Below are 23,605 nucleotides of genomic sequence, written 5' to 3'. Positions count from 1 at the left end.
CTGCCCACAGTGCCGAAGCTCCGAGGACGGCTGCTGTCTTAGGTCAGAGCGCTGGTGACGAAAGGATTCAGACCGTGCGTAGCGCGACCGAACTGCCCGGCATGGTTGAACTGAGTATGCCAGCGCGCAATGCTCGCCTCGATGCGCTCATCAAGGCGGCCCACGACCTGCTTGACCGGGCCGTTCGGGAGGAGATCGTCGAGCACCACGACGGCCACGGCCGTAACCGCAAGCATGTGGCGACTGCGGTGCTGTTCTCCGGCGGCCACGACTCCACAGTGCTGGCCCACCTGTTCCGCCGGCGAGCGACTCATGCGATTCACGCGAACACCGGGATCGGCGTTGAGGCCACCCGCCAGTTTGTACGTGACACCTGCGCGAGCTGGGGACTACCGCTCATCGAGAAGCACCCGCCGGTGGGTTCAACGTACCGCGAGCTGGTGCTGACCGACGGATTCCCTGGTCCGGCGAAGCACTGGAAAATGTACCAACGGCTCAAGGAACGCGCCTTGGAAGCGGCCAAGAACGAGCTGGTGAGGATGCCGTCGCGCGAGCGGATGGTCTTCCTGGCTGGCCGGCGCAGCGGTGAGTCGAAGCGGCGCGCCAGAATCCCAGAGGTTGAGCGCCGGAAGTCGATCGTCTGGGTATCTCCGCTGCGGAACTGGACGGCACTGGACTTGAACACCTACCGGCGTCGGTTCCTCGACTGCCCCCGCAACGAGGTCGCCGACATGCTCCACATGTCCGGGGAGTGTCTGTGCGGGGCGTTCGCCGAGCCCGGCGAACTGGACGAACTGGCGATGTGGCCGGTTGCGGCCGACGCCGTGGCCCAGATCCGCAGCCTGGAGACGGAAGCCGTTCAAGCGGGCATTCCCGAGCCCCGGTGCCGCTGGGGGTGGGGCGCCGACCAGGGCCGGGCCAAGGCTCGTGGTGGCCCGTTGTGTTCGTCGTGCGAGATAGCCGGCCAGCTTGAGCTGTTTGCTGCCAAGCCTTGACTTCCGTGCATCGGACGGCATTGCCGCGCTCCGCTAGTGCCCTGACCACGAACGTTCACGGTGTCGGGGTCAGGCTGCTGCGCGTGCGGCGGGTTGGCCCCAGCGTCGTTGTCGTTGGCTGCGGATGCGGGCGCGTTCGCGGCGTTGGGCGGCCAGGACGTCGGGGTGGCGGGCGTTGGCGTTGCGCCAGCGCAGGTAGGTCTGCAGCCGCCGGGTCAGGGAGGGGTGGTTGGGGTGGTTCGAGCCGGCGATGACGAAGGTGCGTAGCGGCCCGAACTGGGCCTCGATCGGGTTGGCCCAGGAGGCGTAGGTCGGGGTGAAGCAGAGCTCGACCTTGTTCCGGGCCGCCCACCTGCGGATCTTGAGGCCTTTGTGCGCGGACAGGTTGTCCAGGATGACGTAGATCGGCGCCCCGTCCGGGCGGGCGGCGCGGATCGACTTGAGCGCGGCGAGGGTGTTCGCGGCGCTCTTGCGGCGCCGGACAACGCCCCAGAGTTGGTCGTCGCCGATGGAGTAGCAGCCGTGGAACTGCCGGACTCCGTGCAGCTTGTGGTAGTTCGCGGGCAGCCGGTGCGGATGGCCGGCGGGCGCCCACCCGGCGCCGGCCTGAGGGCGGATCACCAGGGGCCCGAACTCGTCGAAGGCGAACGTCCGCTGCGGGAAGTGGCTGCTCACGTACTCGATCCGGGCGAGCTTGACGTCCCGGTCAGGGTCGGTGGACTCCTTCCACGTCTTGGTCCGTTGGAAGGTGATCTGGTGCCGGTGCAGGATCTGCCGCAGCCGTTCCCGCCCGATACGGATCCGGCGGGTGGAGTGAACGCGCAGGTGGTCGGCGAGCTTGCGGATGCTCCACCGGATGAACGGCCGCCCCAGCTTCTCAGGGCGGGTGTTGGCCGTCTCGACGATGAACTGTTCCTCGTCGCTACTGATCTGGCGGGGACGGCCACCCGCCCACTGAGGGTCCAGGCTGGCCATCCCCATCTCATTGAACCGGTGGATGACCTGCCGGATCGTGTCCTCATCAGCCTGCACGAGACGGGCGATCGCCGGCACCGTGTTCCCACCGGCCGAGGCGAGCACGACCATGGCCCGCCGTAACCGGATCGGCGAGCCGGTACCTCTACGAGTAATCCTCAGCAGCTGCTGACCCTCCTGGTCACTGAGCCGCCGAACGCGAACGGGTTCTGCCACCAACACAGCCTGAACCACCCACGCCGCGCTTCCGGCACGCCGGACGGCGTGTCATCCAACACCGTGAACGTTGTTGGTCAGGGCACTAGCAGTCTTCGTGCCACCGCAGGATGTCTACCGCGAGCAGTTCCACCACCGGCCGGTTCGTCAGACCCCGACGGCCGTGGGATCGACGCCCCTGCCGAGCGGGCCGGTAAGTGACCACCACGGCGTGGAAGCCGTCGACGTCGCACACCGCGTACCGGATCCCGTCACCGGCGGCAGAGGACTGATTGGGGGCACGGTCGAGCACGATGTCGCCGATGTGACGCAACGCCGCCGCCGCAGTGGCTTCGCCCTGTTCGGCGAGGGCCTTGACGTCGGCCAGGGCCGGCGTCCACACGGCAAGGTCGGCGCTGCCGCGCGGCAAGCCGCGGCTCTGGAGCACCTGCACGGGAAGCTCAGCGACCCTCGTCAGCCGCGCCAGTTCCAGGATCGTGGTGGGCTGAGGACCTGCGCCGTGATTCAGGCGCTCACGAACCTTCGCCACTGCTTGCTTGTCCATCTCTCGCGCCAGCCGCTGGATCAGCCCGTTCCACACCGGCAGCGGTGCCAGCACCGCCTCGTTGGTGCCGTACAGGCCGAGGTACACCACGTCTACGGCCTCACCCGACCGCCAGGATTCGAGGTACCTGTGCAGGCCAGCCCTGACGACCCCTACCGTCGCGGTGATCATGTGTCCCTTCCCTGTAACCGTTCGATCTCGTCCGCGAAGCCATGATCTGTGGCCAAGGCGGCGCCTACGACGCGGGCGGTGTGCCCGGCGGAGGCGATGCACTCTCGCAGGCCGTGTTCCTCCCGCAGCCTGCGCAGCGTCGGCCACAGGAGGCGATCATGCCAGTATGCGGGTCCGTCCCGGCTTCGGTGGGGCGACATCCGTTCAGCCCCAAAGTCGTGCTGGTACGACCCGAGCAACGCCCACAGCTCACGAACGACCCCGGGGTGGCGATACCAGCACGACGCGATGCCGTAGGTCGACGCCGTCAACTCGTAGGCCTCGTTGAGCCAGTCGACGAAGTCCCGCACCCGGGTCAGCGCGACCACCTGGTCGGCGGTGCAGAGGTGATCGAACGACCAGACCGAGAAGGTGATGCCGGCGGCATCACGGCGCATCGCCGTCCTGCCCCGCCGCAACGTCGGCGCCCACACGGTCGGTGGCCGCGACGCGGCTAGCCGTCGGGACCGTCGGCCCGGCGTGGCCAGCACAGCGTTCTCCACCGCGACGAGACGGTTGTCCACCGCCGCGACGGCCTGGCCGATCTCCAGCAGCAGGTCGCCGTCATCGGGCAGGATCTCAGCGCCGCTCATGCCAGCCGTCCGGTCAACCGTGCCACGGCTTCCGCACTCTGGGCGGCTTCCTTCGCCCACGGACCCTCCCAGTACGGCTGGAACTCCACGACCACCGGCGGGGCTTGCCGGTAGATCAGCAGGCCCTGCGACGGTGACAGCTCCCGAATCTGGTGCGGGTGCAGGATCGGCCGCTCACGGTCGCTGGCGGTCGTGGACACCTCTCCCCGCGCCACCGTGGTGGAGTTGACCGGCACCTCCATCACACCGGCCAGTGAACTCATCATGCTCAGCAGGTCCGGTTCGCTGGTGCCACCCATGACGATCTTCGCCGTGGCGGACCCGAACACCTCAGCCGCTCCGGCCTCACCCCACCGGTCCCGCGCCTGCCCGAGTCCCTGTCCGCCGATCGCGAGGGTGGTGCCCTGGCCCCCGAGGCGGGACATGAGGCTACCCAAACGAGGCAGCGGGGCGACGTTGCCGACCTCGTCGATGACGCACCGCAGCGGTGGATCGAGGCGGGCGGGCCACCGCCGCTCGGCGGCTGCTCTCGCCTGTCGCAGGATCTCGTTGACGAACGCGGTGACCAACGGAGCGACGGTGTCGTTGTCCCCGCTCATCACGTACACCGTGTCGGTGGACTCCAGGAACCGGCTGATGTCGAACGCCTCCTGCTCCGACGGGCGGCACGCCTGGAGAACCGCGGGGTCGGCGAACATGCTGAGCATGTCCGCCAAGGTCTTCTTCGTCGACTCCAGCGGCCCGTTGCCGCGGTCGCCCGAGGTGGCCTCCTCCAGCGCCGTCGCCCATCCAGGGGCGGCGTCGAGGTGGCTGCGCAGAATCTCCCGGGCCGGCAGGCTGGGGCTGTCCATCCGCAGCGCCCATTCCACCACACTGCCCATGTCGCGGCCGTCCAGGGCAGCGGCGTGCAGCAGGCACCTCAAGACGTCTCGGGCCTGCTTGATGAAGAACTTCGAGTTGGTGGTGTGCGTGTCGTCGGGCGTCGCGGCGGCGAACGCCTCCGCGGTTGAGATAGCGACTCGTGGCTGCTCACAGCCTCGCACCGGCGACCACCGCAGAGGCGTCGGCCAGCCGATCACGTCTCCCGGGTCGAACACGTACACCGTTCCCCGAGCCTTGCGGGACAGGTAGGTGATCGACAGCAAGTCGCCCTTGCTGGACCCGGCTACGCAGGGGCCCGGCGCGGTCCGCACGAGATCCGCCAGCACCCCGGCGGTTTTAAAAGCACGCGGCGGTGCCATCACCGCGATCGAATCCTCGTGGCGCACGTACAACCGGCGTCCATCCCCCACGGAACGAGCCAACGGAACGGCCACCTCTTCCATGGGGGCATTGCGCCGATCGGACAGGCCAGGGCGGGTCTGCGCGGCGGATCGACGCGCGGCCCGCTTGCCCAGGAACGGCGCCCATTGCCGGTGCCCGGCCAGCCCGTCGCGTTGGCGGCGGCTGCGTCGCGTCTTCCACCCCACCGCGACGGCGGCGACCGCCGTGAGTTCCGCGACGAACAGCGCCCAGATCAGCGCGGCCGGCGCGACCTGCGCCCCTGCGTACCCGGAGGCCGGGTTCGCCGGCGATCGCATGAACGCCTCCATCGTGTCGCCGAGGTTCGGACGCGCCGGTGCGCCGGTGAGCAGCCCCGACAGCCAGACCGCGCTGTGCCAGGCGGCGAGCGCACCGGCGAGTGACGTCATCACCCCGAACCACGCCCCGGGTCCGGATCCGGACGGTGATGCCGCCGGCATCAGCGGGCACCCCCCTCACCGGCGCCGGTCATCGCCGCATCGGTGTCCGTCAACGCGGCCTCCGCCGACGAGCGTAGGTGCTGCATCAGCAGTGGGGCGCCGGACCCGATCCGCAGAAGACACACCCCCTGCTGAAGGGTCATCAGATCGCCCAGCAGGTGCGGCGGCAGGGAGTACAGGCGTACACACCGCGACGCGTCGTCCTCGCGGGCCTGGGCATACATGTACACCGTCTCCGCTTCCTTGAGCATGGCGACCGCGGGTGAATCCTCCGGAATATCGGCCAGGTGGTGCAGTGCCACGACGTTGGCCAAGCCGATGCCCCGGGCCAGCTTGCTGTTGCGCTGGAACAGCCGAGCGCCGACTCCTTCGGCCAGGTGCCAGCCCTCCTCGGCGACGAACGTCGTCTGCCAGCCTCGCCGACGTCGCAACAGGTTGGTCAACCATGTGTTGAGCACGGTCATGACCAGCGGGATCGCGGGGCCCTCCGTGGGCAGTTGCGACAGGTCGAAGCTGGTCAGGCGATCGGCGAGGCGCACGTCCGTGCTCGTGGGGCCGTCGAACAGGCCGGCGAGGTCGTCACCGCAGACCCTTTCCAGATCGAACGCGAGGCTCAGTGCCGCCTCCGCGAACCGATCGCGGGCAGTGCTCGTGGCCACGTCTCCGAACATCTCCACGGGAGGGGCGAGCCTCAACGCGGCGATGACGTCGTCGACGACCGCGGTTCGGCCGGCCGACTCCGCCTCGGCCAGGGCTCGAAGGTGAGCGGTGCGCAGCGCCGCGCCCTGCCACGAGTCCGGTTCGGCTCCTGACGCGGCGTGGACCACCGCACGGAGCAGTTGCAGCTGCCCGGCGACTTGGGTGGCGCTTTCCGCCGACACTCCGATCACCGGGTCTAGGAGGTTGATCCTGCTGCCACCCTCGCCCACCTGGAACCGGATGGGCTGGCCGCCCAGCTGCCGGCACAGCTCGCTGTACTCGCCCTCCCCACCTTGGTCCTTCCGGTCTGCTACGACGGTGCGCCGATTCCGGAACGCCAGGGGCCGGTAGACGTACACGGTCTTGATGAGCGCGGACTTGCCCTTGCCGACGTCGCCGAGCACCACCACGTTGGGCGAGCTCACGGTTTTGCGTTGGTAGGCCGTGAACGGGTCGTGGTGGATGGGTTGGCCGGTCACCAGGTCGATGCCATTGAGGATGCCGTCGGTGTGGGTGGGGGGCGCAGAGATGGCGGTGCAGAGCACCTCGCTCTGCCGGGTGGTGCTCAAGATTCCTGGGACGCGGGGTGCGTAGATCCCGAACCTGCCGAGCAGGGGGGAGCGGCGCCACCGCCACGTAGCCGGAACCAGCACTTCCGGGGCGGGCGTGGGGCTGGTGCCGGTGTCCGGCATCTGCGGGCGCGGAGGTGATGCCGCCAGCATCACTCTGGCCGCAGCCGGCAGCGGTGGTGGGGCGGGTAACGGCGGAGCTGGCGGCGCGGAGGACACCGGCTGGGGGTTGGGAGGTGATGCCGGCGGCATCACCGGCGGTCGGCGCGGGATTCCGGCGTTCGAGGGCTGAGCGGATCGGGTCACGGTTGTGCCTCCATGCCTCGCCAAACCGGCCAGGTCGTCGGCATGGCCGTGTCGTGGCGTGTGTCGAGCCAGTCGAGGTGGCTGATCCCGCATTCCCCGGCGGCGTCGGCGAGCGCGGTTGAGGCGCGCATCACCTGGTCCTCGTCGGCGGCGGTGACGCACAGGTATCCGGCCCACCGGGCGCCGTGGATGCCCGAGCCGGGTTGCAGATCGGCTAGGCGTTGCGCCGACGCGGACAGCTGCACGACCTGGGTACCGTCGTCGACCGAGCCCCGGCGCAGCGCGGCGTCGCGGATGCCGCGGTCAACGGTGACGTCCTCGCGGGCCCGGCGACGTGCTTTCGCCGCTGGCTGCACCTCCACGTGCAGGCTGATCGTGCGGATGACCGGGTGAGTGATGCCGTGCAGCAGGGGGGCGATCCACCGGGTATGTACCGGCTCGGGAGTCACCGCAGAGGAGGGGATGACCGCGACGCGGTGCCACCAGGACTCGTCCACCACTGCGGCGTGCCGCAGTGTGCGGCGCGAGCGGAGCCAGGTGTCGGAGGTGACGTCGACGGTCTGATCGAGGGGGAACTGCGGGTTTTGCAGATGGCGCAGCAGCGCCGCGAGCCGGTGGGTGCTCACCAGCCGGGGGTTGCGTAGGTCCGCTCGGCGAGCCAGCGTCGCCACCCACTGCGCCTGCTCGACCGCCAGACGCGCCCACCCGGTTTCCCCTTCGCCGTGGGCGGCGGCGGCCCGGGCGAACACCGTGGTGACTGGTAGCCGAAGCACGAGGTAGTGGCGCATCATCTCGGTCGCGCCGGCGGTCATCCGTACCAGCTCGGCGTAGGACTGGGTCAATGCCGTCGGCGCCTGCGGGTCCACGTGGTCCGCCGCCCACCGTTCGTGCACGGCGGAGTCGGTGGGCATGATCCGGGTGACGGACTGGATGCCCGAGATCAGACCCTCGTCGCGTGCCAACCGGGCCAGCAGGTGTCCGTACGCCGCTGCGGCTCGGTCGTAGTCGCTTTGGGCGCGTAGTCCCGCCGGTTGGCCGTCGACCTCGATGGCCACCGACAGGTAGGACTGCTCGCCGGGGCACCGATGCAGGAGCACCGCAGTATCGTCCGGCCCGGACAACCATTGGATACCTTCCAGTCCGGGCGCCTCGTCTCGGACCCGCCGCGCCCATCGGCCGGCCGCCCGTCGGTCAGCCTTCGTCGTCGGCACCGGGATCGGCTCGGCCAGGTGCACAGGAATCAGCTCTGTCTCACCCCGTCGGCACCGCAGTGCCCACCACCCCCGCAGGATCAGTTCGGTGCCCGGCGACCGGCCGGTGAGGGGATTCTGTCGGGTCAGCAGGTACCCGGAGCCGAAGATGGCCGCGCCGGCCGCCAAGCCGCCGAGGCCGCCGGCGGTGACCGCGATGAGGAGACCGGCACCGAGGCAGACGCTGACCACGATGTTGCCGGTGCGGCTCCGGGCGCCGCCGAGGAACCCTCGCGCCCGGATCTCTCCGCCGAGCCGAGCCGTACGGACCGGTGCGTCACTCACTGGCTAGTCTCCCGCCACGTCGCCTGCGCGGTGCGCAGCGTCGTCGATCTTCTGCTTGGTGGCCGCAGCGGCCTGCGCAGCGAGCAACACCCCTGCGGCGACCCCGCCGGTGGCCACGGTCGCACCGGCACCGGCCGCCACGCCTGCGCCCCCGGCCGCGCCCGCGCCCGCGCCGGCCCCGGCACTCGCGCCACCGCCGGCTCCTGCCGAAGGACCGGCCGCAGGCGGAGCTGCCGTACCCGACAACGGCGCGGTTCCGGAATTTGGCCGTGACGATGCGGACTCGCCCTGGCCGCCCCGACCGCCGCCGTCGCTGGCGTCCTGGCCCGATCCGCTGGACGTCGAAGGCGGCTGCGCAGACGACTGCTCAGAGGCGCCCTGGCGTTGAGGCGAACGTGGCCCGGGCTCGCTGTGGCCCTCAGCGGGACGAGGACTGCCTCCGCTGCCGCCAGAATCGGAGGAGGGGCCGGAGGACATCCGCCGATACGCCAGCTGCATCATCGCCGAGCTGGCGACGCCGCTGAACGCGCTGTTCGACGATCGTTTGGAACGGGCTATCCGCTCTGCGCCGCCGCCGGGCAAGACTGGGGCGAACTTGACCACCGCCCACGGCGCGAACCCGACAAACAGCAGCATCAAGGCGGCGACCAGAGCGGACACCAGCGCCCGCATCCCGTCGTCCTGAATGGCTGCCACGCTGAACGAGCTGTCACCGTACTTGGCGACTACACCGAGCAGGAAGAAGACCAGGGGCCGGCCGGCCAGCAACCACAACCACAACGTCGGCAACTTCTGCGCCTGGGGCCGCGTCGCGGGATCGATCGCCAGGACGAACGCGATCGCCATCACCGCGCCCGTGAGGTAGAGGGTCAGCAACTGCACGAGCAGACCCACCAGCAACGCGAACGCTCCTACCAGCGCGGCCACGACGATGAGAATCCCGATCAGCGGGCCGCCCGGTATCAGCCCCATGTTCGCCGGCACCGCCATCGCATTGAGCTTCGCCGCCAGCGATGCCACGTCCGTGGCGAAGTACGCCATGATGCTGGCCGTCGCGCCGTTGGACAGCTGCACCAGCAGGTAACCCAGGCCAGGCCCGAACAGCACCAGGACCATCGCCCACGGCAGGCGCCGCCACACCGAATCGGCCAGTTCCTCGCCTGTCATCTCGCCCGAGCCGGCCTTGTAGAACACCCGCGCGAGCATCGCCACGAGCACGAACATGGCGATCCCCGAGCCCGCCGCGTACGACTGGACGAACGCCGTCGACCGCACGTCCGGCGCGCTCAGATGGGCCAGGTTCGTCACCACCCGGGTCAGCAGGTCGCTCAGCGACGTCGCCAGGTGATCCGCCACCCGGTTCATGGTCTGGCCCCACGGATCCTTGGCGAAGTCCACCCCCGCCCGCAGCGCCGCGAGTCGCTGCTGGTACTCCTCCGCGATGCCCGCCATGAGCTGCTTCACCCGGCCGCAGACGTCCCCCACCAGCGGCAAATCAGGCAGCCACTCGCAGACGCGCTCGACCGCGTCTCCGGTCGCCACCGCGCCCTGCTTGAGGGCGTCGACCAGGCGGGATTCGCAGACCTGCACGAACGGCCGGGGGATTCTCAGATCCTCGCGCGCCTTCGCGCACCGCGCCGCCGCGACCTCCGTCGCGGCCTGGTCCTCGGCTGGGTCCGCCGACGCTGGTGATGCCGCCGGCATCACCGCCAGGCAGGCCACCGCGATCAGCAGGCACCGGGCCGCCCACCGGCCGGCCCGCCTCATGCTGTCAGCAGTTACCATCGGCGTACCTACGGAATCCGTTGGCGCTCAGCGCCGAACCGTAGCGGGACCAGTCCCGATCGGTCACTGTCGCACCCTGCAAGGGTTTCACCCCGTCGGGAAGTTCACTGCTGGCCGCCGACACCACCGCCCAGCGATCGTTGAGCCGATCCAGGCGCACGTCGACAGCCCGCCAGTCGTCGTGCACCGCTGCGCCGGTCGACCACCGCACCGGCAGCAGCACCGTCACCGTGGCGCTGGTCCCGTCCCCTGTCACCCGGAACGCGCCGCGTGACGGCTGCGGTTGACTGACCGTCATCCGCGACAGGTAAGGGGCCTGCCCCTGGTGAAGGGCCACCAGATCCGGAGAACCGAAGTCGTTGCCCACCTGACGCACCACGTCCACCGCCCCCGGTTGGGCGAACGCGGTGCTCTCCGTCCACCGCACCACCGCCGCAGCCGTCTCTGCCGCACCCTCCGGAGTCGCCGCGGTGGTGAGGGTCGCCACGACCGCCTGCGCCGGGTCAGGTCCGCCCGAGCACGCGGACACGTCGGAGCGTCCCACAGCCTCCTCGACCGGCGGTGTGGCGCTGGCAGCCGGGGACGGTCTCTCCTCCCCGCCGCGGGTGAGCGCCACGACGACAACGGCAACGGCCAGCGCCGAGACCACCGCCACCAAGAGCAGGGCTCGTCGGTGCTGGCCCGCGCTCTCCGACGATTCCCCTGCCGTTCCTCGGGTCTGGTCGTCCTCGCTCACGTCAGTCTCCTCAGTCCAGTGACGTCGCATACAGCGTCCATCCCCCACCGGCACCGGCGAGGGCATCGGCCTTGTCCACCGCGGACGGCTCCGGCACACCCGGATCCGGCCCATCCCGGATCGTCAGGTCCGACACCAGCCGCCAATCCCCCTCCGCGGCGGCCCACCGCAACTGCGCTCTCGCCCGATGCCACCGCAGCGGCACCTCCGGATCGCCGGCCACCCGCACGCCGAGTGTGTACGCGTACCAGATGTCGACCTCCGCCGATCCGTTCGAGAACCGCACCACCCGATACGCACCGCGGTCGAGCCACACCACCGCCATCACCGGCCCCCGGGCGGACAGTCCCCGGCCATCCAGACCGAGCACCAGAGACCGCGCGGCCAGCCGCGTCTGCGCCGCCTGAACGAACTGGCCGTCGCCGATCGCGGACAGCAACGCCTCGCGTCGAGAGGCGTCCAGTCCCGCCGCGCCTTCGACCAAGGCCAGCCACGCTGTCGCCGCCTGCACCGCTCCCTGCCCGGTGCGGGCATACCCGACCGGCACACCCTCGCTGACTCTTGCAGCACCATCCCCCGGTGTCACCTCGGATCGGGGCAGCCCGGCCACCGGCGGGTGCTCTACGCTCCATCCCGTTGGCGGAGCCGGGGGTGATGCCGGCGGCATCACCGCCCGGCCACCCGGCACGAGCCATACCACCGCCCCTGCGGCGATGACGGCCACCACGACCGCCGCAGCACCTCGACGCGTCACGACTACCCCACCGCGGCGATCACAGCGCCGATGATCAACGGCAGCAGCACCACGCCGCCCAGGGCCGCCAGACGCAGCTTCACGCTGCTGGTCGCCTCACTCATCATGTGCGAGTTGTTCAGCTGGCGAGCCTGCGCCATGGACACGAACCCGGCTCCGACATACAGGGCCACCACCGCGATCATCAGCGCCCAGATGGCGCCGGCGACACGTACCCACGTCGCGGTGAACGGGCCACCGAGCACTCCCATGTCCGGGGTCACACCGTCCAGCGGGTTCTTGACTCCCCCTCCGCCCGGTGCCGGCGTCGGCGTCGGCACCGCCGCCCACCACTCGACGACCGTCCGCAGTGCGCTCATCCCTCATGCCCCCTTCGTTGCTGACGCTGCCGACAGCGCGTCAACGACTGCCACGGCTGCCATCAGGAGCGACCGGCGAAGCGGCGCTCCCAGGTCCCGGTATGTCACCCGGTCGCCAGCGCTCAGCCGAGCGTCGAACGGCAATACCACCACCTCGCGCACCACCTCGCGGTAGCGCTCGACGATGGCCGTCAGTAGTCCGTGATCCACCTTCGGATCCGCACACGACACCACCGCCACCGCGCCGCGAGCCAGATCAGTACGGCCCAGACGCGCCAGATGGTGCAGCATCCACAAACCGGTTTCCGCGACATCCGCCCGCACCGTCGTCGGCACCACAACGCAGTCCGCAGATGATGTCGCGGCCCACCAATTCGCCGACCTCACATTGTTGCCAGTATCGATAACCATGAACCGATAGAACCGACCGAGAACATCGGCGAGTTGATGAAAACCGGCAGCGTCGATGACGTCCATCCGCCCGGGCACGTCATCGCTGGCGAGAACATCGAAATGCGCGCTCTGCGGACGAATGAAACCGCCGAGGTGCCCAACGCTGGCACGAGCGTTCAGGAAGCCGTCGATCGCCTGGAGCAGGTCCACAACGTTTCGGTCGTGCACCGCCTCCTCCGCCCGCAGGCCGAGGGTGCCCCGGGTCTCGTTGTTGTCCCACGCCAAGGTGTAGCCGCCCCGGAACCATCCCAACGTGGCAGCCAAGCCCAAGGTGACAGGTGTCTTGCCCGCACCCCCCTTGGGGTTGGCGACCACGACCCGTTGCGGCGCCGCGAACGCCCGGAGCACACGCACCCGGCCCACCCGGTAGGCCTGCTCCTGCGGACCGGCAGGAACCCTGGCCGCGCCGAACGTCCACCTATTCAGCCGCCCCCGCCATCCCCATTCCGCTGCCGCGACCGCGCCCGCCGGGGCGTCCACCAGCCGTCCGCCGCGCTCACCGTCTCGATCCGTGCCACCCTCCGACCGGTGCCCCCTGCGGACTGCTGGCCGGACGACCGCCTGGTCAGGGGCAGGTACGACGGGTGCCGGCGGTATCTTCGCCCGCTCAGCCGGTGCCGCGTCTGGCGCGCTCGGCGGTTCCGGCGGCGCTCCGTATGCCCGGGCTCGTTCCGCTCCCGGAAACAGCACCTCGCGGCTTTGATCATCGCTCAAGGTATCTACTCCCCCGTTCAACATGGAGTACGGTACCAACTTATGCGGCGAGTTACACGACCTGACGGTTGCGCCCCCGGCAGTCCGCCCCCCCGGCGCAGGAACACCGTCGACCCGGAGGCACGCGAGAGCCGGATGCGTCCTATTGACAGAACAGCGAACTTGTGCTATAGCGGCATGCAGCCCTCATGGCTGGCGATGCGCCGATGAGCCGGCTCGCCGCCGCCGGTGCCGCCGTCGTACTCCTGCTCGGCGGCATCATCGTCACCACAACAGCAGCCACTCCCCAGCAGGCCGCCGCCAGCGCCACGGACTGCCTGACCTCCACCGGCACCGCATGGCGACTCGACCCCGAGCAGCAACGCCACGCCCGGACCATCCTCGCCATCGGCCAACAGCGACAGCTCCCGCCACGAGCCTGGGCCATCGCCATCGCCACGGCCGCACAGGAGTCCAGCCTGCGCAACGACCTCACGCCGGACCGCCACGGATCCAGCGGGCTGTTCCAGCAAACTCCGCCCGGATGGGGCAGCCGTCAGCAGGTCAACGACCCCACCTACGCCGCCACCGCCTTCTACACCGCCCTGTCCAAAGTGCCGGACTGGAAGAGGCTGCCACTAACCGTGGCAGCACAAACCGTCCAGCGCAGCGCCTATCCCGACGCGTACGCCAAGCACACCGCCACCGCCCTAGCCGCCCTGCGCGATCTCGCCGACACCGAACTCGACTGCGACCGCATCACCCCGGCCTCAGCGGAACCCGCACCCCGCAACCCCGACGGCACCTGGCCGAAGGAGGGCTGCGTCGTGCGCCCCGACCCCACCACCAACCGAGGCTGCCTGACCCCGCGCACCGCGCACCTCATCGCCCAAGCCAAAGCCGCCAGTTACGACAACCCCCGCTGCTTCAGACCGTCCGGCCCGGGCGAGCACCCCAAGGGGCGCGCCTGTGACTGGATGATGACCTCCGGAGGTGTCGCCACCGGAGCCCAACGCGCACGCGGCGACGCCATGGCCGCGTGGGCCGTCGCCAACGCCGACCGGCTCGGAATCATGTACGTCATCTGGTACCGGCAGGTGTGGTCCCCCGCCAAGGGATGGCACTCCTACCGCAATCCCTTCGGCGGCACCGGACCCAGCGGAGAACACACCAACCACGTCCACATATCCGTCTACTAACGACTGTCCCCGCGCCCCACCTAGACAGCCCTAGAAAGCCGACGAAAAACGCTTCCACACAAGCCGAAAACACGCCGGAGGAATTGTGGTACGTACCGGGTCCGGCATGGTTGGATCATCACATGCCACAGCGCAGAGGAGCACGCCTCGGAGCCCCCCAGCGGGGCAATCCACCCCAGTACGACGCCGCGTCCGGCGGCACCTGGCGGCCGAACCCGACGCTCGAACCGGCCAACGCCGTCAAGCTCGACCGGGCCATGAAGGCGATGGGCACCAGCGCCTCGGCAGTGATCAACGAACTGCTCGCCCGGATGCCGGTCGACGACGACGGCCTACCCGTCTGGGCCACCAAGCCCACCGAGCAGGCACCCCTGGTCGACCTGCCCCGCAGCGCGTCCTACGCCGCCTGACAGATGCCCAGCTCACCACGGAAAGGATCTCGCCAGACGCTGACATGACGAACGCCCCGGTACGAAACCGGGGCGCACCAGCGAGGTAAGGCCGAGGGTCGCAGCTCGGCCACCTCACAACTGAAGACCAGCACTCAGTCCGAGATCCCTTGTGGTTGCCTGCCGCCGGAGGTCCCGAACCGAGTTGCGCTATGCCTGTGGAGGCGTCGCTGCCATGACGGTAGCACCTGCCCCGCCGGCACGCATCAGCCTGTCCGAAATCGGCCCGGCGTGTCACCGCGTGCCCGCGGTCCAGACCTCTCTCCCCGGCCTCACGCCGGCGGGAGCCGACCACCCGGCGATGCCCTCGGCATCACCGCCCCAGACCATTCCTCCTAGCAACCTAGGAAGCCCGCCGGGAAGTGACCCGCGTCAAATCGCGGAGCACACCTGGCGAGCCCTCACACCCCACCTCACCCGCAGCCCCTACATGCGGCTGCGCCGCTACTCGCGCACCCAACGCCGCCACATCTACCCACACGACCAGCGGCTCACCACCGAGCTGCCCGACCGGCCCGCCGCCCTGCGGCTCTACACCGGGGGAGTGGCCTGGGTCCTCGGCCTCGACTTCGACGCCAAGGGCCACCAGCACGACGCCGCCACCGTCGCCGCCCACGCCGCCGACGCCGCCCAGTTCTTCCGGCAGCTCGGCGGCCGGCCCATCTGCGATGTCGCCGCCAGCGGCGGCCGCCATGTCTGGATCCCCCTCGCAGTCCCCGTCACTCTCGCCCAAGCCCGCCAGCTCGCCCACGCCTGCCGCCGCCTCTGGCCCACCCTCGACATCAGCTCCACCGTCAACCCCGACGACGGTTGCCTCACCGCTCCCGGATCTCCATGCAAGGACGGAGGGTTCCGCCGCCTGACCACCCCTCTGCCCGAGGCGTACCAGGCGGTGACCACACGATCAGCGGCCGATCTCGTCACCCGCGCCCTGGCCCTCCTCAGCGACCTAGCACCCGACGACCAGCCCACCGCCGCGACGGCACACGTTCTGCAGGCCGGCCGACCTCGGCCGCTCAGCCCCCTGCACACCCAGATCGCCGAGCACGGCGTGTGGCCCGCCGACCACACCACCCACGACGGCCGCCCATGGACCCGCTCAGAGGCCTGCTACGCCGTCCTCTGCGCCGCCGCCGCACGGGGCCACTCCCACGCTGATGTCCTCCACAACCTGGACACCGGGCGGTGGTCCGGCCTGCTCACCCTCTACACCGGACGCTACGGGACGCGCTGGCGCCGCCGTCTGGCCGCAGAGTGGCACAAGGCGCAACGGGCCGCCATCAGCGCGTCCACACAAGCCCCACAAGCAACCCACTACACCGGGGGGGCAGGGGGAGAGGTCACTGATTGTGATTTCGTTCGTCGCTGGCTCGCGGTCGTGCTTGTGAGCCTCGACCATCTGGTCACCGGGAAACAAAGGCACAACGCCCGCGTGCTGCTGTCGGGGATGGCCTGGCTCGGGTGGCGCGTGGGCCGGCGCTACGTCGAGGCGGGAACCCGGTCCTACTCCCGGGCCTGTGCCGGCATCATCGACCACACCACCGCGGCGGCCATCCTGCGCGAGCTGCGTGACCTCCCAGCAGAACAGAGGGTCGTGCGGCGCGTCTCGGCCGGACGCGGAACGCACGGCGACCTCTACGAACTCGTCATCCCGACCGCCTTTCGCCACCTCGCCGCAGACCCCGATACGTGGCCCGACCCCCGACCGATCCCGGCCGTCTTCGGCGTGCGCGACCGAGCCCGGCGATCGCGACCGCTGCTCGGCGCGACCGGTTGGCGCATCCACCAGGCGCTCATTGCCGGAGCGAGCGGCACGGCCCCGCAGATCGCCGTGGCGGCCGGCGTCAGCCGCTCTGAGACCTACAACCTGCTGCCCGAACTCGTTCGACTCGGACTCGCTCGGGCACTTCCGAGAACCGCTAGCTCTGGAACGGAGTGGGGAGAGGGAAGGGCGAGCACCCGGGCGGCCGGGGAAACCCTCGACGCTGGGGCGCATCTAGCGCGAATCGACGCCAGGCACCGCCGGGAACGACGGTTGTGGCGGGCGGCGCTGGACCGCTTCGCCGAGCGCCGCCGCGCCGCGAACCCGGAACCGACCGAACCTCTCTGGTGGCCACCGGACTGGGCGGAAGAGCCCTCGCCTGGAACAGCCGGCGACATCGACACACACGCCGAAGCGCACGCACTAGCGGTTCTCGCCACCGCCTTCGACATACAAATCATCTAACGCTGTAACGTTTAAACGTTTGGTCGTTTGCGCGTTAAAACGTCAGAACGTTTGATATGATGGAATCGTGAGTGACGAAACATTGCCGTCAGCCCCGGCCCGCACGTGCCGGCACCCCGAGTGCGCTGATGAAGCCCAAGATGACGGGTGGTGCACCGACCCGGACCACGCGGCGTGCCTCTTCCCGAACTGCGGAGATCCGGTTAAGCCACGGGAACCAGGGCAGTCGAGGCCGAACAGCTACTGCTTCAAGGTGAAGACCGACAGTAGGGGGGAGGAGGTACAGCACAACCGCAACACCGCTTATGCCGAACGCAACAGGCTTGCCAGGCGCGGCGATGCCGCCGGCATCACCCCAGACTCCTTATCCCGGCCGTTCAGCATGGCCACTGACCGAGCCGACATCGTGCGGGAGCAGATCACCAAGACGATGGCTGACCTGCAATCCCAGGTCACCCGAGCAGTCGCGGAACTCTCCACCCTCGCCAGCCCCAGCACCGCGGCCGAAGAGATCGCGGCTGTCCGCACCGAGGCTGCGGAACTCATTGCCAGCGCCGAGCGCAGAGCCGTCGACGCCGAACGCCGTGCCCGTAGGGCCGAGGACCTCCGTCAGGAGGCCGACGGGGTCGCGGCTGATCTCCAAATCGAGCGCGACGACGCGTTGCGTCAGGCCGAGGAGCACCGGGTCACCGCCCAAGAGGCAACCGAGCATGCAGTGCAGCAGGTCGCGGCGGCCGAGGAACAGAGCAAAGCGGCGCTGCGCCGAGCCGACGACAGCGACCAGCGCGCCGAACGGGAGGAAGTAGCGCGCAAGGCCGCCGAGGCTGAACGCGATACAGCCATCGCCGACGCGGACAAGGCCCGGGCCGCGCGAGACGAGGCCCTGGAAACGAAGCGTGCCGCCGAGACTGGCCGCCAGAAGGCGGAGCGCGCGGCCGAGGACGCCAACCGACGTGCCGAGGCTGCGACCTCCGCGAAGACCGCTGCCGAAGCCGCCAGAGACGCGGCGCTCGCGGCTCAGCGCGAGGCAGACACCACCGCCGCCCGAGCCACGGAACGAGCCGAACGGGCCCTGGCCGACCTCGCAGTTGTGGAACAGGCCCGAGACGAACGAATCGCCGAGGCGACCCAACTCCGCGACCAGGTGGACGCTCTGCGTCGTGACCTCGCCGCCATGACAGCGACGAGGGACGCCGCCGTCGAAGCGCGGGACACCGCCCACCAGCGGGCAAACGATCTCGCCGGCCGACTCACTACGACCGAGGCGCGCCTCGCGACCGCCGGAGCCGATCGGTCCGCTGCCGACCACGCCCGCACCTCAGCAGAGCAGGCACTGGCCAACCTGCGCGGCGAGTACGACCAGGTCTCCCGGCAGCACAACACCACGATGCAGCAGCTCGCTACCGCCAACGCCAACCTTGCTGCCGCCCAAGACCAACTCATCGCCGAACGAGCCCACGGCGAACAGCGCATCCGGGACCTGCGTGAACTGTACGAACAACAGATCGCCGAGCTGAGAGCTGCCCAGCAGCAGTCCGACGACACCGGCCCGCAGCCCCGCGACCGAACCGAGCCGCCCCGAGGCCAACGGGCTCGACGAAAAGCAGCCGGCACGGGAGCAGAACCCACGACATAGAAACAGGCGCTGCCCGCACGGGGGAACGGGCAGCGCCTTCCTCGCTGACGATAAACCACGACGCGCCCCAATGCGCCCCCCACCAAGGCTTATCTTCACCACGCGATTGGAAGACCTCCGTGCCGCAACCGGCGCCGGTCAAGCTGACCGTGCAGCTCGACCGACAGACGCTTGCTCAGATTCTGTTCATCACCGACACCTTCGACCGGGCAACCACCTACCAGGTGCGCTTGGCCGTACGCGAAGCATTGGCCGAACACGGCGTCCGAGGCTGTAGACGCCGATACCAACTCGCCGAGCGCGACGCCCGCCAGCTCGATGAGATCGAACCCGAAGCACGGCATCGCCAGCACCACAGCCAGCGGCTGCTCTGGTGTCTTGACCAGGTTGAGCGAGCCTTTCGCCCCCGCGCACCACGACGCCGTCGCACAGTCGAGGGGAGACCGCTGATCGAAGTCCTTCAGGGAGAACCGCTGATCAACACATTGTTCACCGCCCCGAACTGACGTGAAAAATTCTCACTGACGCCCTCCGGGGTTACCAGGGCAGGGGAGAGGGGAGTGGGTTGGAGGTGATGCCGGCGGCATCACCCCCAACCTGTCACCCGCCGCCGCCAGCCGCTGAGCTAAGGCTTCCTGGTGGGCAGAACTCCGCTGCCGTGTCAGTCACCAGTTCTTCCGACAGTGCCATCGAGATCAACGCGAGGCGCCGTGCGTCGGCATCCACATCAGCGTCGGTGGCCTTCGCCGGCTGGGGCTCCAGCCCCGGGTCCACCTCCTGCGGCGTGACACGGCCAGCTTCGAGCCGTCCCACGGCGACCAGGATCGCTGCGGCCTCGCCGGCGGCGCAGGCTCGGACGCTGTCCCAACCCGCCTCTACCGCCCGGCGGTGCGCAGCCGCTGCCACCTCCTCGTCCAGCGGGCCCACGGCCTGCAAACCATCGCCGATCTCCACACACCGCCGGTACAGTTGCTGCCCGGCACCCCACACCCACCACGAGTCGCGGTGCGGTCGGCGGGGCGGATGCAACACGATGTCCGGCACCGCCTGATAGAGCAGGTACCACAGCCGGTGAAGATCACGGAACATCGTGCTCTTGCGGGGCCAGGCGCGCACCCCGTCGACCGTCTTCCAGAACGTCGCCAACACGAAACTGGAACAGATCAGCGCTACCGACATCGTGATCAGCGTCTGCGTCACGATGGGCTCAGGCCACGGAGGCGATACACCAGCCAGCTTCAGCCCGATGAACAGCGCCTTGTGCGCCACGAACCCCGCCCCGAACAACGCTCCGGCGCTGAGCAGTCGCATGATCGTTCGCAGACGCATGCCGGCGTACTTCGCGTAACCATGCGACATGCGCAGGATGTCCACGACGGACACCCCGAGATAGGCCAGGAACGCGAGCATGTACACGGAGACCTGCGGCAGGTTCCCGTAGCGCTCTGCGAAGTGCAGCGGCTCCGACGCCGGAAAGTCGGCAAGCCAGAACATCGCCACCATCACCGAGAGCACCACGGCGAAGAACGCCAGGCGCCGCCGCATCAACCGCAGCGCCCGCTGCGGCCCACCCAAATGCAGAAACAGGAACTGGATTGCGGTAGCCGTCACCAGCGCGGATCCGTGCTCGACAAGCTTGGCCAGGTTCGGCACACCCGTCGACCTGTCGATGAAGCTATGCACGGGGGCCCAGCCTGCGGTGACGGCGATCCCGCATCCCAGGCAGATCCCCACACTGGCGAGGATCTTCGGGTTGGTTGGGTCACGGCGCAGCGCCCCGAGCTTCATCACGAGCGCCACCGCGGCGATCAGCGCCGCCACGATATGGCCAGCCGCCACCACCATGCGAATCCCCCGTCTAGTCGGTCAGCGTCGCCGCGATCCGATACATCACCGCCGCTGTGTCGTCCCCCAACTGGTCGAAGGAGCCAACCTGCTCGCCTCCGTTCAACCGCGCGCCCAGATAGGTGGCCAGCAGCTCCGCGTCATGCTCCTGTTGGTGCTCGAACGTCGCCGCCGACCGCGCCAGGACCACCCGAGCCCCCGCCGCACCGAAAGCATCCACGAGGCGGCCGTCGATGGGCACCACCCCCTCCCCGGTGTGCCGCAGGGCGATGTGCATCAGCTCGTGCAGGATCGTGTGACGCTGAAGCACCGGTGAGGCGCCACGGTCGTAGAGCACGTAGTCGGTCTCGGCAGTGGCTACCCACAGGCCGCACGGCGTCTGGTCGTCGATCGTCATGGCGGCGAGCTGGATCCGACGTCCGCGCGCCCTCTCCAGCGCCGACATCAACCCATGCACAGTCAACGGTGCCGGCAGGGTCACATCGAGCCCTCGGACCAGACGCTGTATCCGACGTTGTCGACCCCACATCGATTTCCACCACTCCCCCGTGTGGATCTTCAACTCACAGACCCCTTCGTGCCACCCGCCCAACCTGTCCTGATCGGACACTCAGTCGCTCGGCCCAGCCGGAGAACCACAATAGTGGCAAGCGCAAGCAGGCAGCATAACCAGGCGCGTCCCCCCGCGTCACCACCGCAAAGCCCAAGTTCGTGGAAGTTTCACGGTGTGCGTAGGGCCAGATCCGATCAAACCCTGTCAGATCGATTCGCGTCACCGTCGGACGTCGGTGCTGCCACTCCCCCGGCGAGAGCTGCACCACAGATCAACAGGCAGCTACCCGCACGCAGCCCGCCCGGACCCGCGCCGGACGCGTCAGCCGGGACAGGCACAATGCGGGGGTGCACGACGTCATCGACAACCCCGTACGGCAACCCGCGAGCCTGGCGGCGCGCGTCGTGACCGAGGTCTTCGCCCCTGCTCTACTGGCGGCGGCCATGCCGGTCATCGTGGGTGTCCACAGCACCTCACCGGTCAGCCTCGGTCTCGGCTGGGCTCTCGTCGGCGCCGTGTTCTGCTCCGTCATCCCCAACACCCTGATCTGGTGGCGAGTGCGTCGAGGCAGTCTCACCGACCATCACATCCGAGTACGCGAACAGCGAAAAACACCGCTGATCTACGGGCTGCTCTCTGTCCTCGTCGGCCTGACCCTGATGGTGACCCTCGACGCTCCTCGACCCGTCACCGCCATGGTCGTCGTCATGTTCGCCATCGGCCTGGCCGTCACCGCGGCCAACCTCGTGTGGAAACTCAGCATCCACGCAGCGGTCGCCGCCGGCTCCGCCGCCGTCCTCGTGATCGAATTCGGTCCCGCGCTTCTCGCGTCACTGCCCGTGGTGGTGCTCGTCGGATGGTCGCGGGTCCGCCTGCGCGAGCACACCCTGGCTCAAGTGACAGCCGGCGTCGGCGTCGGCGCGATGGTCGCGATCCCCGCCTACCTCGTCCTCAGCTAACCGCCTACGCCTTGGCGTCCGGACGACCCCGCCGCCCTGCTTTGCCCTGCGCCTCCAACGCGGCCACCTGCTCGACAATCGCACGCAGACCCGCCCTGGAGGGACCAGCGGGCATCCGCCGCGCAAGCACCGTGATCGTCTCCAGATCAGGGTCGACATCCAGATCGCCGACCTCGCTCTTCGCAACGGAGTCGAAGAAGTAGTTCGGTTCCACCCGGAAGAAGTTCGCCAGACTCTGGATCGCTGACCGGGAAGGATTGTCCCGCTCGCCACTGAGCAGGTAGTTCAGGTAGCTGGTCGACAATCCGGTCGCCTTGGCCACCTCATCCGGAGTGTAGGAGCGGTCCGCGCCGGGTTTTAGATGGGTCTCGAACAACCGCCGCAGCCGGGCCGCGAAGGACGTCGAACCACTGGCCCTCCCAGGGTCCGCCATGACCACCCCTCCCGACCAACCCAGGACACCACAACAGTGGCGATATTGACTCTCGGTGCCACAATAGTTGCAGAGATCGGATGATCGTGCTTGACTGACTACGCCCGACCACTCTTGTGGCAGTGACACCGTAGCGGACAACCATAGTGAAACAACAGCAGCACTCGACATCAACATGTGTCGAAACCCGAATCGGTGCGTCGGGCACCGGAGTGCCAGTCGCGACAAGGGAGGGCGGATCGGGGGATGCGCAAACCCGCCTCAGCCCGTTCCACACGAGCTAAGGCGGCCGGCGGGAGGGGGTACGACGAAGCCGGCACGGTCACAGCGCATCAAGGGGGTCCCGTCAACCCACGCAACTCGGCACACGTGGTGGGCCTCGGGCTCACACCCTAGGCCCACCACACCCGCTCTCCAACCCTGCACAAACCGCAACAACAGACACGGGGAGAGAAACGGAGATGCCCACCAGCACAGCGACACACGCGCCAACCGTCCCAGGCCGCTACACCTACACCTGCCTGGACTGCTCCCACAGCGCCGGCGACCAGCGATGGGACACCCTCAACGCCGCCTCCCGCGCCGCCTACCGCGCCGGACCCGACCACGCCATCGAATGCCCCGGCCACGCACGACTTCTGGCCGTCAGCCTGCCCCCGAAGCGGCACCACGCGACCGACACCGTCGCTCCGTACGACCCCAACCAGCTCGTCGCGGTACCGGCGTGGACCCTGCTCATCGCCCGCAGCCTTGCCGCCACCCTGGCCCACCGCGCCCAACACCACGGCAGCCTCGACTTCGGACTGCACGACCATGCCGCCCTCGTAGCCGAAGCCGCACTCGCCTTCGACCCCCTCCCCGGCGAGGCCGTGCCCGACACCGCCGATCAGCTCGCGGCGCTCCTCCACGAAACTGCCGACGTCCTCACCTCGTCACTGCATACCGCCTGAACGACCCGATGCCGGCGGCATCACTCCCCCGCTGCCGATCCCGCCGGCATCGGGTTCCCGGCCACCGGCGCAGCGGTGGCGACCTGCCGGGCGCCGTCGTCGTTCACGCCCGGGGTCCCGATCATGACGAGGGTATGGCGTTGGGTGCGAGCGGCGGCATGCCACCCGGCAGCCAACAGGCCCGCCCGTA

At 69.2% G+C, this 23,605-nt stretch carries 22 protein-coding genes; 8 read left to right on the top strand and 14 right to left on the bottom strand.

Annotated features, from left to right (window positions below; genetic code table 11):
- Positions 1 to 74 precede the first annotated feature (74 nt).
- Positions 75 to 995 carry a phosphoadenosine phosphosulfate reductase family protein gene (locus ACN27D_RS35730; RefSeq protein ID WP_082171254.1) on the top strand — a complete coding sequence of 307 codons (921 nt, stop codon included), beginning with the start codon at positions 75 to 77 and terminating at the stop codon, positions 993 to 995.
- Positions 996 to 1,064: 69 nt separating this feature from the next.
- Here the strand turns inward: ACN27D_RS35730 and ACN27D_RS35725 are convergent, their stop codons facing one another.
- The 11 genes from ACN27D_RS35725 to ACN27D_RS35675 form a co-directional block, all read right to left on the bottom strand.
- Positions 1,065 to 2,186 carry an IS630 family transposase gene (locus ACN27D_RS35725; RefSeq protein ID WP_235437425.1) on the bottom strand — a complete coding sequence of 374 codons (1,122 nt, stop codon included), beginning with the start codon at positions 2,184 to 2,186 and terminating at the stop codon, positions 1,065 to 1,067.
- Positions 2,187 to 2,271: 85 nt separating this feature from the next.
- Complete coding sequence (locus ACN27D_RS35720) at positions 2,272 to 2,901, bottom strand: hypothetical protein (RefSeq protein ID WP_047891570.1); 630 nt, start codon at positions 2,899 to 2,901, stop codon at positions 2,272 to 2,274.
- A complete protein-coding gene (locus ACN27D_RS35715; protein WP_053065342.1) occupies positions 2,898 to 3,533 on the bottom strand; it encodes a hypothetical protein in 636 nt (211 codons plus the stop codon). The genes ACN27D_RS35720 and ACN27D_RS35715 overlap by 4 nt, the downstream gene beginning before the upstream one ends.
- Positions 3,530 to 5,224 carry a type IV secretory system conjugative DNA transfer family protein gene (locus ACN27D_RS35710; protein ID WP_047891569.1) on the bottom strand — a complete coding sequence of 565 codons (1,695 nt, stop codon included), beginning with the start codon at positions 5,222 to 5,224 and terminating at the stop codon, positions 3,530 to 3,532. Before ACN27D_RS35710 ends, ACN27D_RS35715 begins: the two co-directional genes overlap by 4 nt.
- Positions 5,225 to 5,274: 50 nt before the next feature.
- Positions 5,275 to 6,543, bottom strand: a complete 1,269-nt coding sequence (locus ACN27D_RS35705) for an ATP-binding protein (protein ID WP_235437424.1) — start codon at positions 6,541 to 6,543, stop codon at positions 5,275 to 5,277.
- Between the two features lie 302 nt (positions 6,544 to 6,845).
- Positions 6,846 to 8,384 carry an SCO6880 family protein gene (locus ACN27D_RS35700; RefSeq protein WP_047891568.1) on the bottom strand — a complete coding sequence of 513 codons (1,539 nt, stop codon included), beginning with the start codon at positions 8,382 to 8,384 and terminating at the stop codon, positions 6,846 to 6,848.
- A 3-nt stretch (positions 8,385 to 8,387) separates the two neighbouring features.
- On the bottom strand, positions 8,388 to 10,169 hold the full coding sequence (locus ACN27D_RS35695) for a hypothetical protein (protein WP_161801617.1): 1,782 nt from the start codon (positions 10,167 to 10,169) through the stop codon (positions 8,388 to 8,390).
- Positions 10,156 to 10,905 carry a hypothetical protein gene (locus tag ACN27D_RS35690; protein ID WP_053065340.1) on the bottom strand — a complete coding sequence of 250 codons (750 nt, stop codon included), beginning with the start codon at positions 10,903 to 10,905 and terminating at the stop codon, positions 10,156 to 10,158. The genes ACN27D_RS35695 and ACN27D_RS35690 overlap by 14 nt, the downstream gene beginning before the upstream one ends.
- A gap of 10 nt (positions 10,906 to 10,915) precedes the next feature.
- Positions 10,916 to 11,632: a hypothetical protein gene (locus tag ACN27D_RS35685; RefSeq protein WP_421501239.1), complete on the bottom strand. Its 717-nt coding sequence runs from the start codon at positions 11,630 to 11,632 to the stop codon at positions 10,916 to 10,918.
- Between the two features lie 29 nt (positions 11,633 to 11,661).
- Positions 11,662 to 12,018: a hypothetical protein gene (locus ACN27D_RS35680; RefSeq protein WP_235437423.1), complete on the bottom strand. Its 357-nt coding sequence runs from the start codon at positions 12,016 to 12,018 to the stop codon at positions 11,662 to 11,664.
- Between the two features lie 3 nt (positions 12,019 to 12,021).
- Positions 12,022 to 12,951, bottom strand: a complete 930-nt coding sequence (locus ACN27D_RS35675) for a MinD/ParA family ATP-binding protein (protein WP_235437422.1) — start codon at positions 12,949 to 12,951, stop codon at positions 12,022 to 12,024.
- Positions 12,952 to 13,373: 422 nt separating this feature from the next.
- Between ACN27D_RS35675 and ACN27D_RS35670 the strand changes: the two genes are divergently transcribed.
- From ACN27D_RS35670 to ACN27D_RS35650, 5 genes are all read left to right on the top strand, one after another.
- Positions 13,374 to 14,363 carry a hypothetical protein gene (locus ACN27D_RS35670; protein WP_235437421.1) on the top strand — a complete coding sequence of 330 codons (990 nt, stop codon included), beginning with the start codon at positions 13,374 to 13,376 and terminating at the stop codon, positions 14,361 to 14,363.
- A gap of 122 nt (positions 14,364 to 14,485) precedes the next feature.
- Positions 14,486 to 14,773, top strand: coding sequence for a hypothetical protein (locus tag ACN27D_RS35665; RefSeq protein ID WP_047891565.1), 288 nt, complete (start codon positions 14,486 to 14,488; stop codon positions 14,771 to 14,773).
- Positions 14,774 to 15,242: 469 nt separating this feature from the next.
- Positions 15,243 to 17,039, top strand: coding sequence for a hypothetical protein (locus ACN27D_RS35660; protein WP_278091386.1), 1,797 nt, complete (start codon positions 15,243 to 15,245; stop codon positions 17,037 to 17,039).
- Between the two features lie 253 nt (positions 17,040 to 17,292).
- Positions 17,293 to 18,675 (top strand): hypothetical protein, encoded by a 1,383-nt coding sequence (locus ACN27D_RS35655; RefSeq protein ID WP_047891564.1) that lies wholly within the window; start codon positions 17,293 to 17,295, stop codon positions 18,673 to 18,675.
- A gap of 119 nt (positions 18,676 to 18,794) precedes the next feature.
- The gene (locus ACN27D_RS35650; RefSeq protein WP_152748220.1) at positions 18,795 to 19,181 is read left to right on the top strand and encodes a hypothetical protein; all 387 of its coding nucleotides are present in this window, start codon (positions 18,795 to 18,797) and stop codon (positions 19,179 to 19,181) included.
- A gap of 94 nt (positions 19,182 to 19,275) precedes the next feature.
- Here the strand turns inward: ACN27D_RS35650 and ACN27D_RS35645 are convergent, their stop codons facing one another.
- Positions 19,276 to 20,520, bottom strand: coding sequence for an MAB_1171c family putative transporter (locus ACN27D_RS35645; protein ID WP_047891562.1), 1,245 nt, complete (start codon positions 20,518 to 20,520; stop codon positions 19,276 to 19,278).
- 13 nt (positions 20,521 to 20,533) lie between these two features.
- Entirely contained in the window at positions 20,534 to 20,965 is a 432-nt protein-coding gene (locus ACN27D_RS35640; protein WP_161801616.1) for an ImmA/IrrE family metallo-endopeptidase, read from the bottom strand.
- A 455-nt stretch (positions 20,966 to 21,420) separates the two neighbouring features.
- On the opposite strand from ACN27D_RS35640, the gene ACN27D_RS35635 reads away from it, so the two are divergent.
- A complete protein-coding gene (locus ACN27D_RS35635) occupies positions 21,421 to 22,032 on the top strand; it encodes a phosphoesterase PA-phosphatase (protein ID WP_047891561.1) in 612 nt (203 codons plus the stop codon).
- 4 nt (positions 22,033 to 22,036) lie between these two features.
- On the opposite strand, the gene ACN27D_RS35630 is transcribed toward ACN27D_RS35635, so the two are convergent.
- The gene (locus ACN27D_RS35630) at positions 22,037 to 22,465 is read right to left on the bottom strand and encodes a helix-turn-helix domain-containing protein (protein ID WP_047891591.1); all 429 of its coding nucleotides are present in this window, start codon (positions 22,463 to 22,465) and stop codon (positions 22,037 to 22,039) included.
- 461 nt (positions 22,466 to 22,926) lie between these two features.
- Between ACN27D_RS35630 and ACN27D_RS35625 the strand changes: the two genes are divergently transcribed.
- Positions 22,927 to 23,415: a hypothetical protein gene (locus ACN27D_RS35625; RefSeq protein ID WP_047891560.1), complete on the top strand. Its 489-nt coding sequence runs from the start codon at positions 22,927 to 22,929 to the stop codon at positions 23,413 to 23,415.
- Positions 23,416 to 23,605 lie beyond the last annotated feature (190 nt).

The organism is Micromonospora sp. WMMD1274, assembly GCF_049179035.1.
Lineage (GTDB): Bacteria > Actinomycetota > Actinomycetes > Mycobacteriales > Micromonosporaceae > Micromonospora > Micromonospora tulbaghiae.
This window is presented reverse-complemented; position numbering and strand designations above follow the sequence as displayed.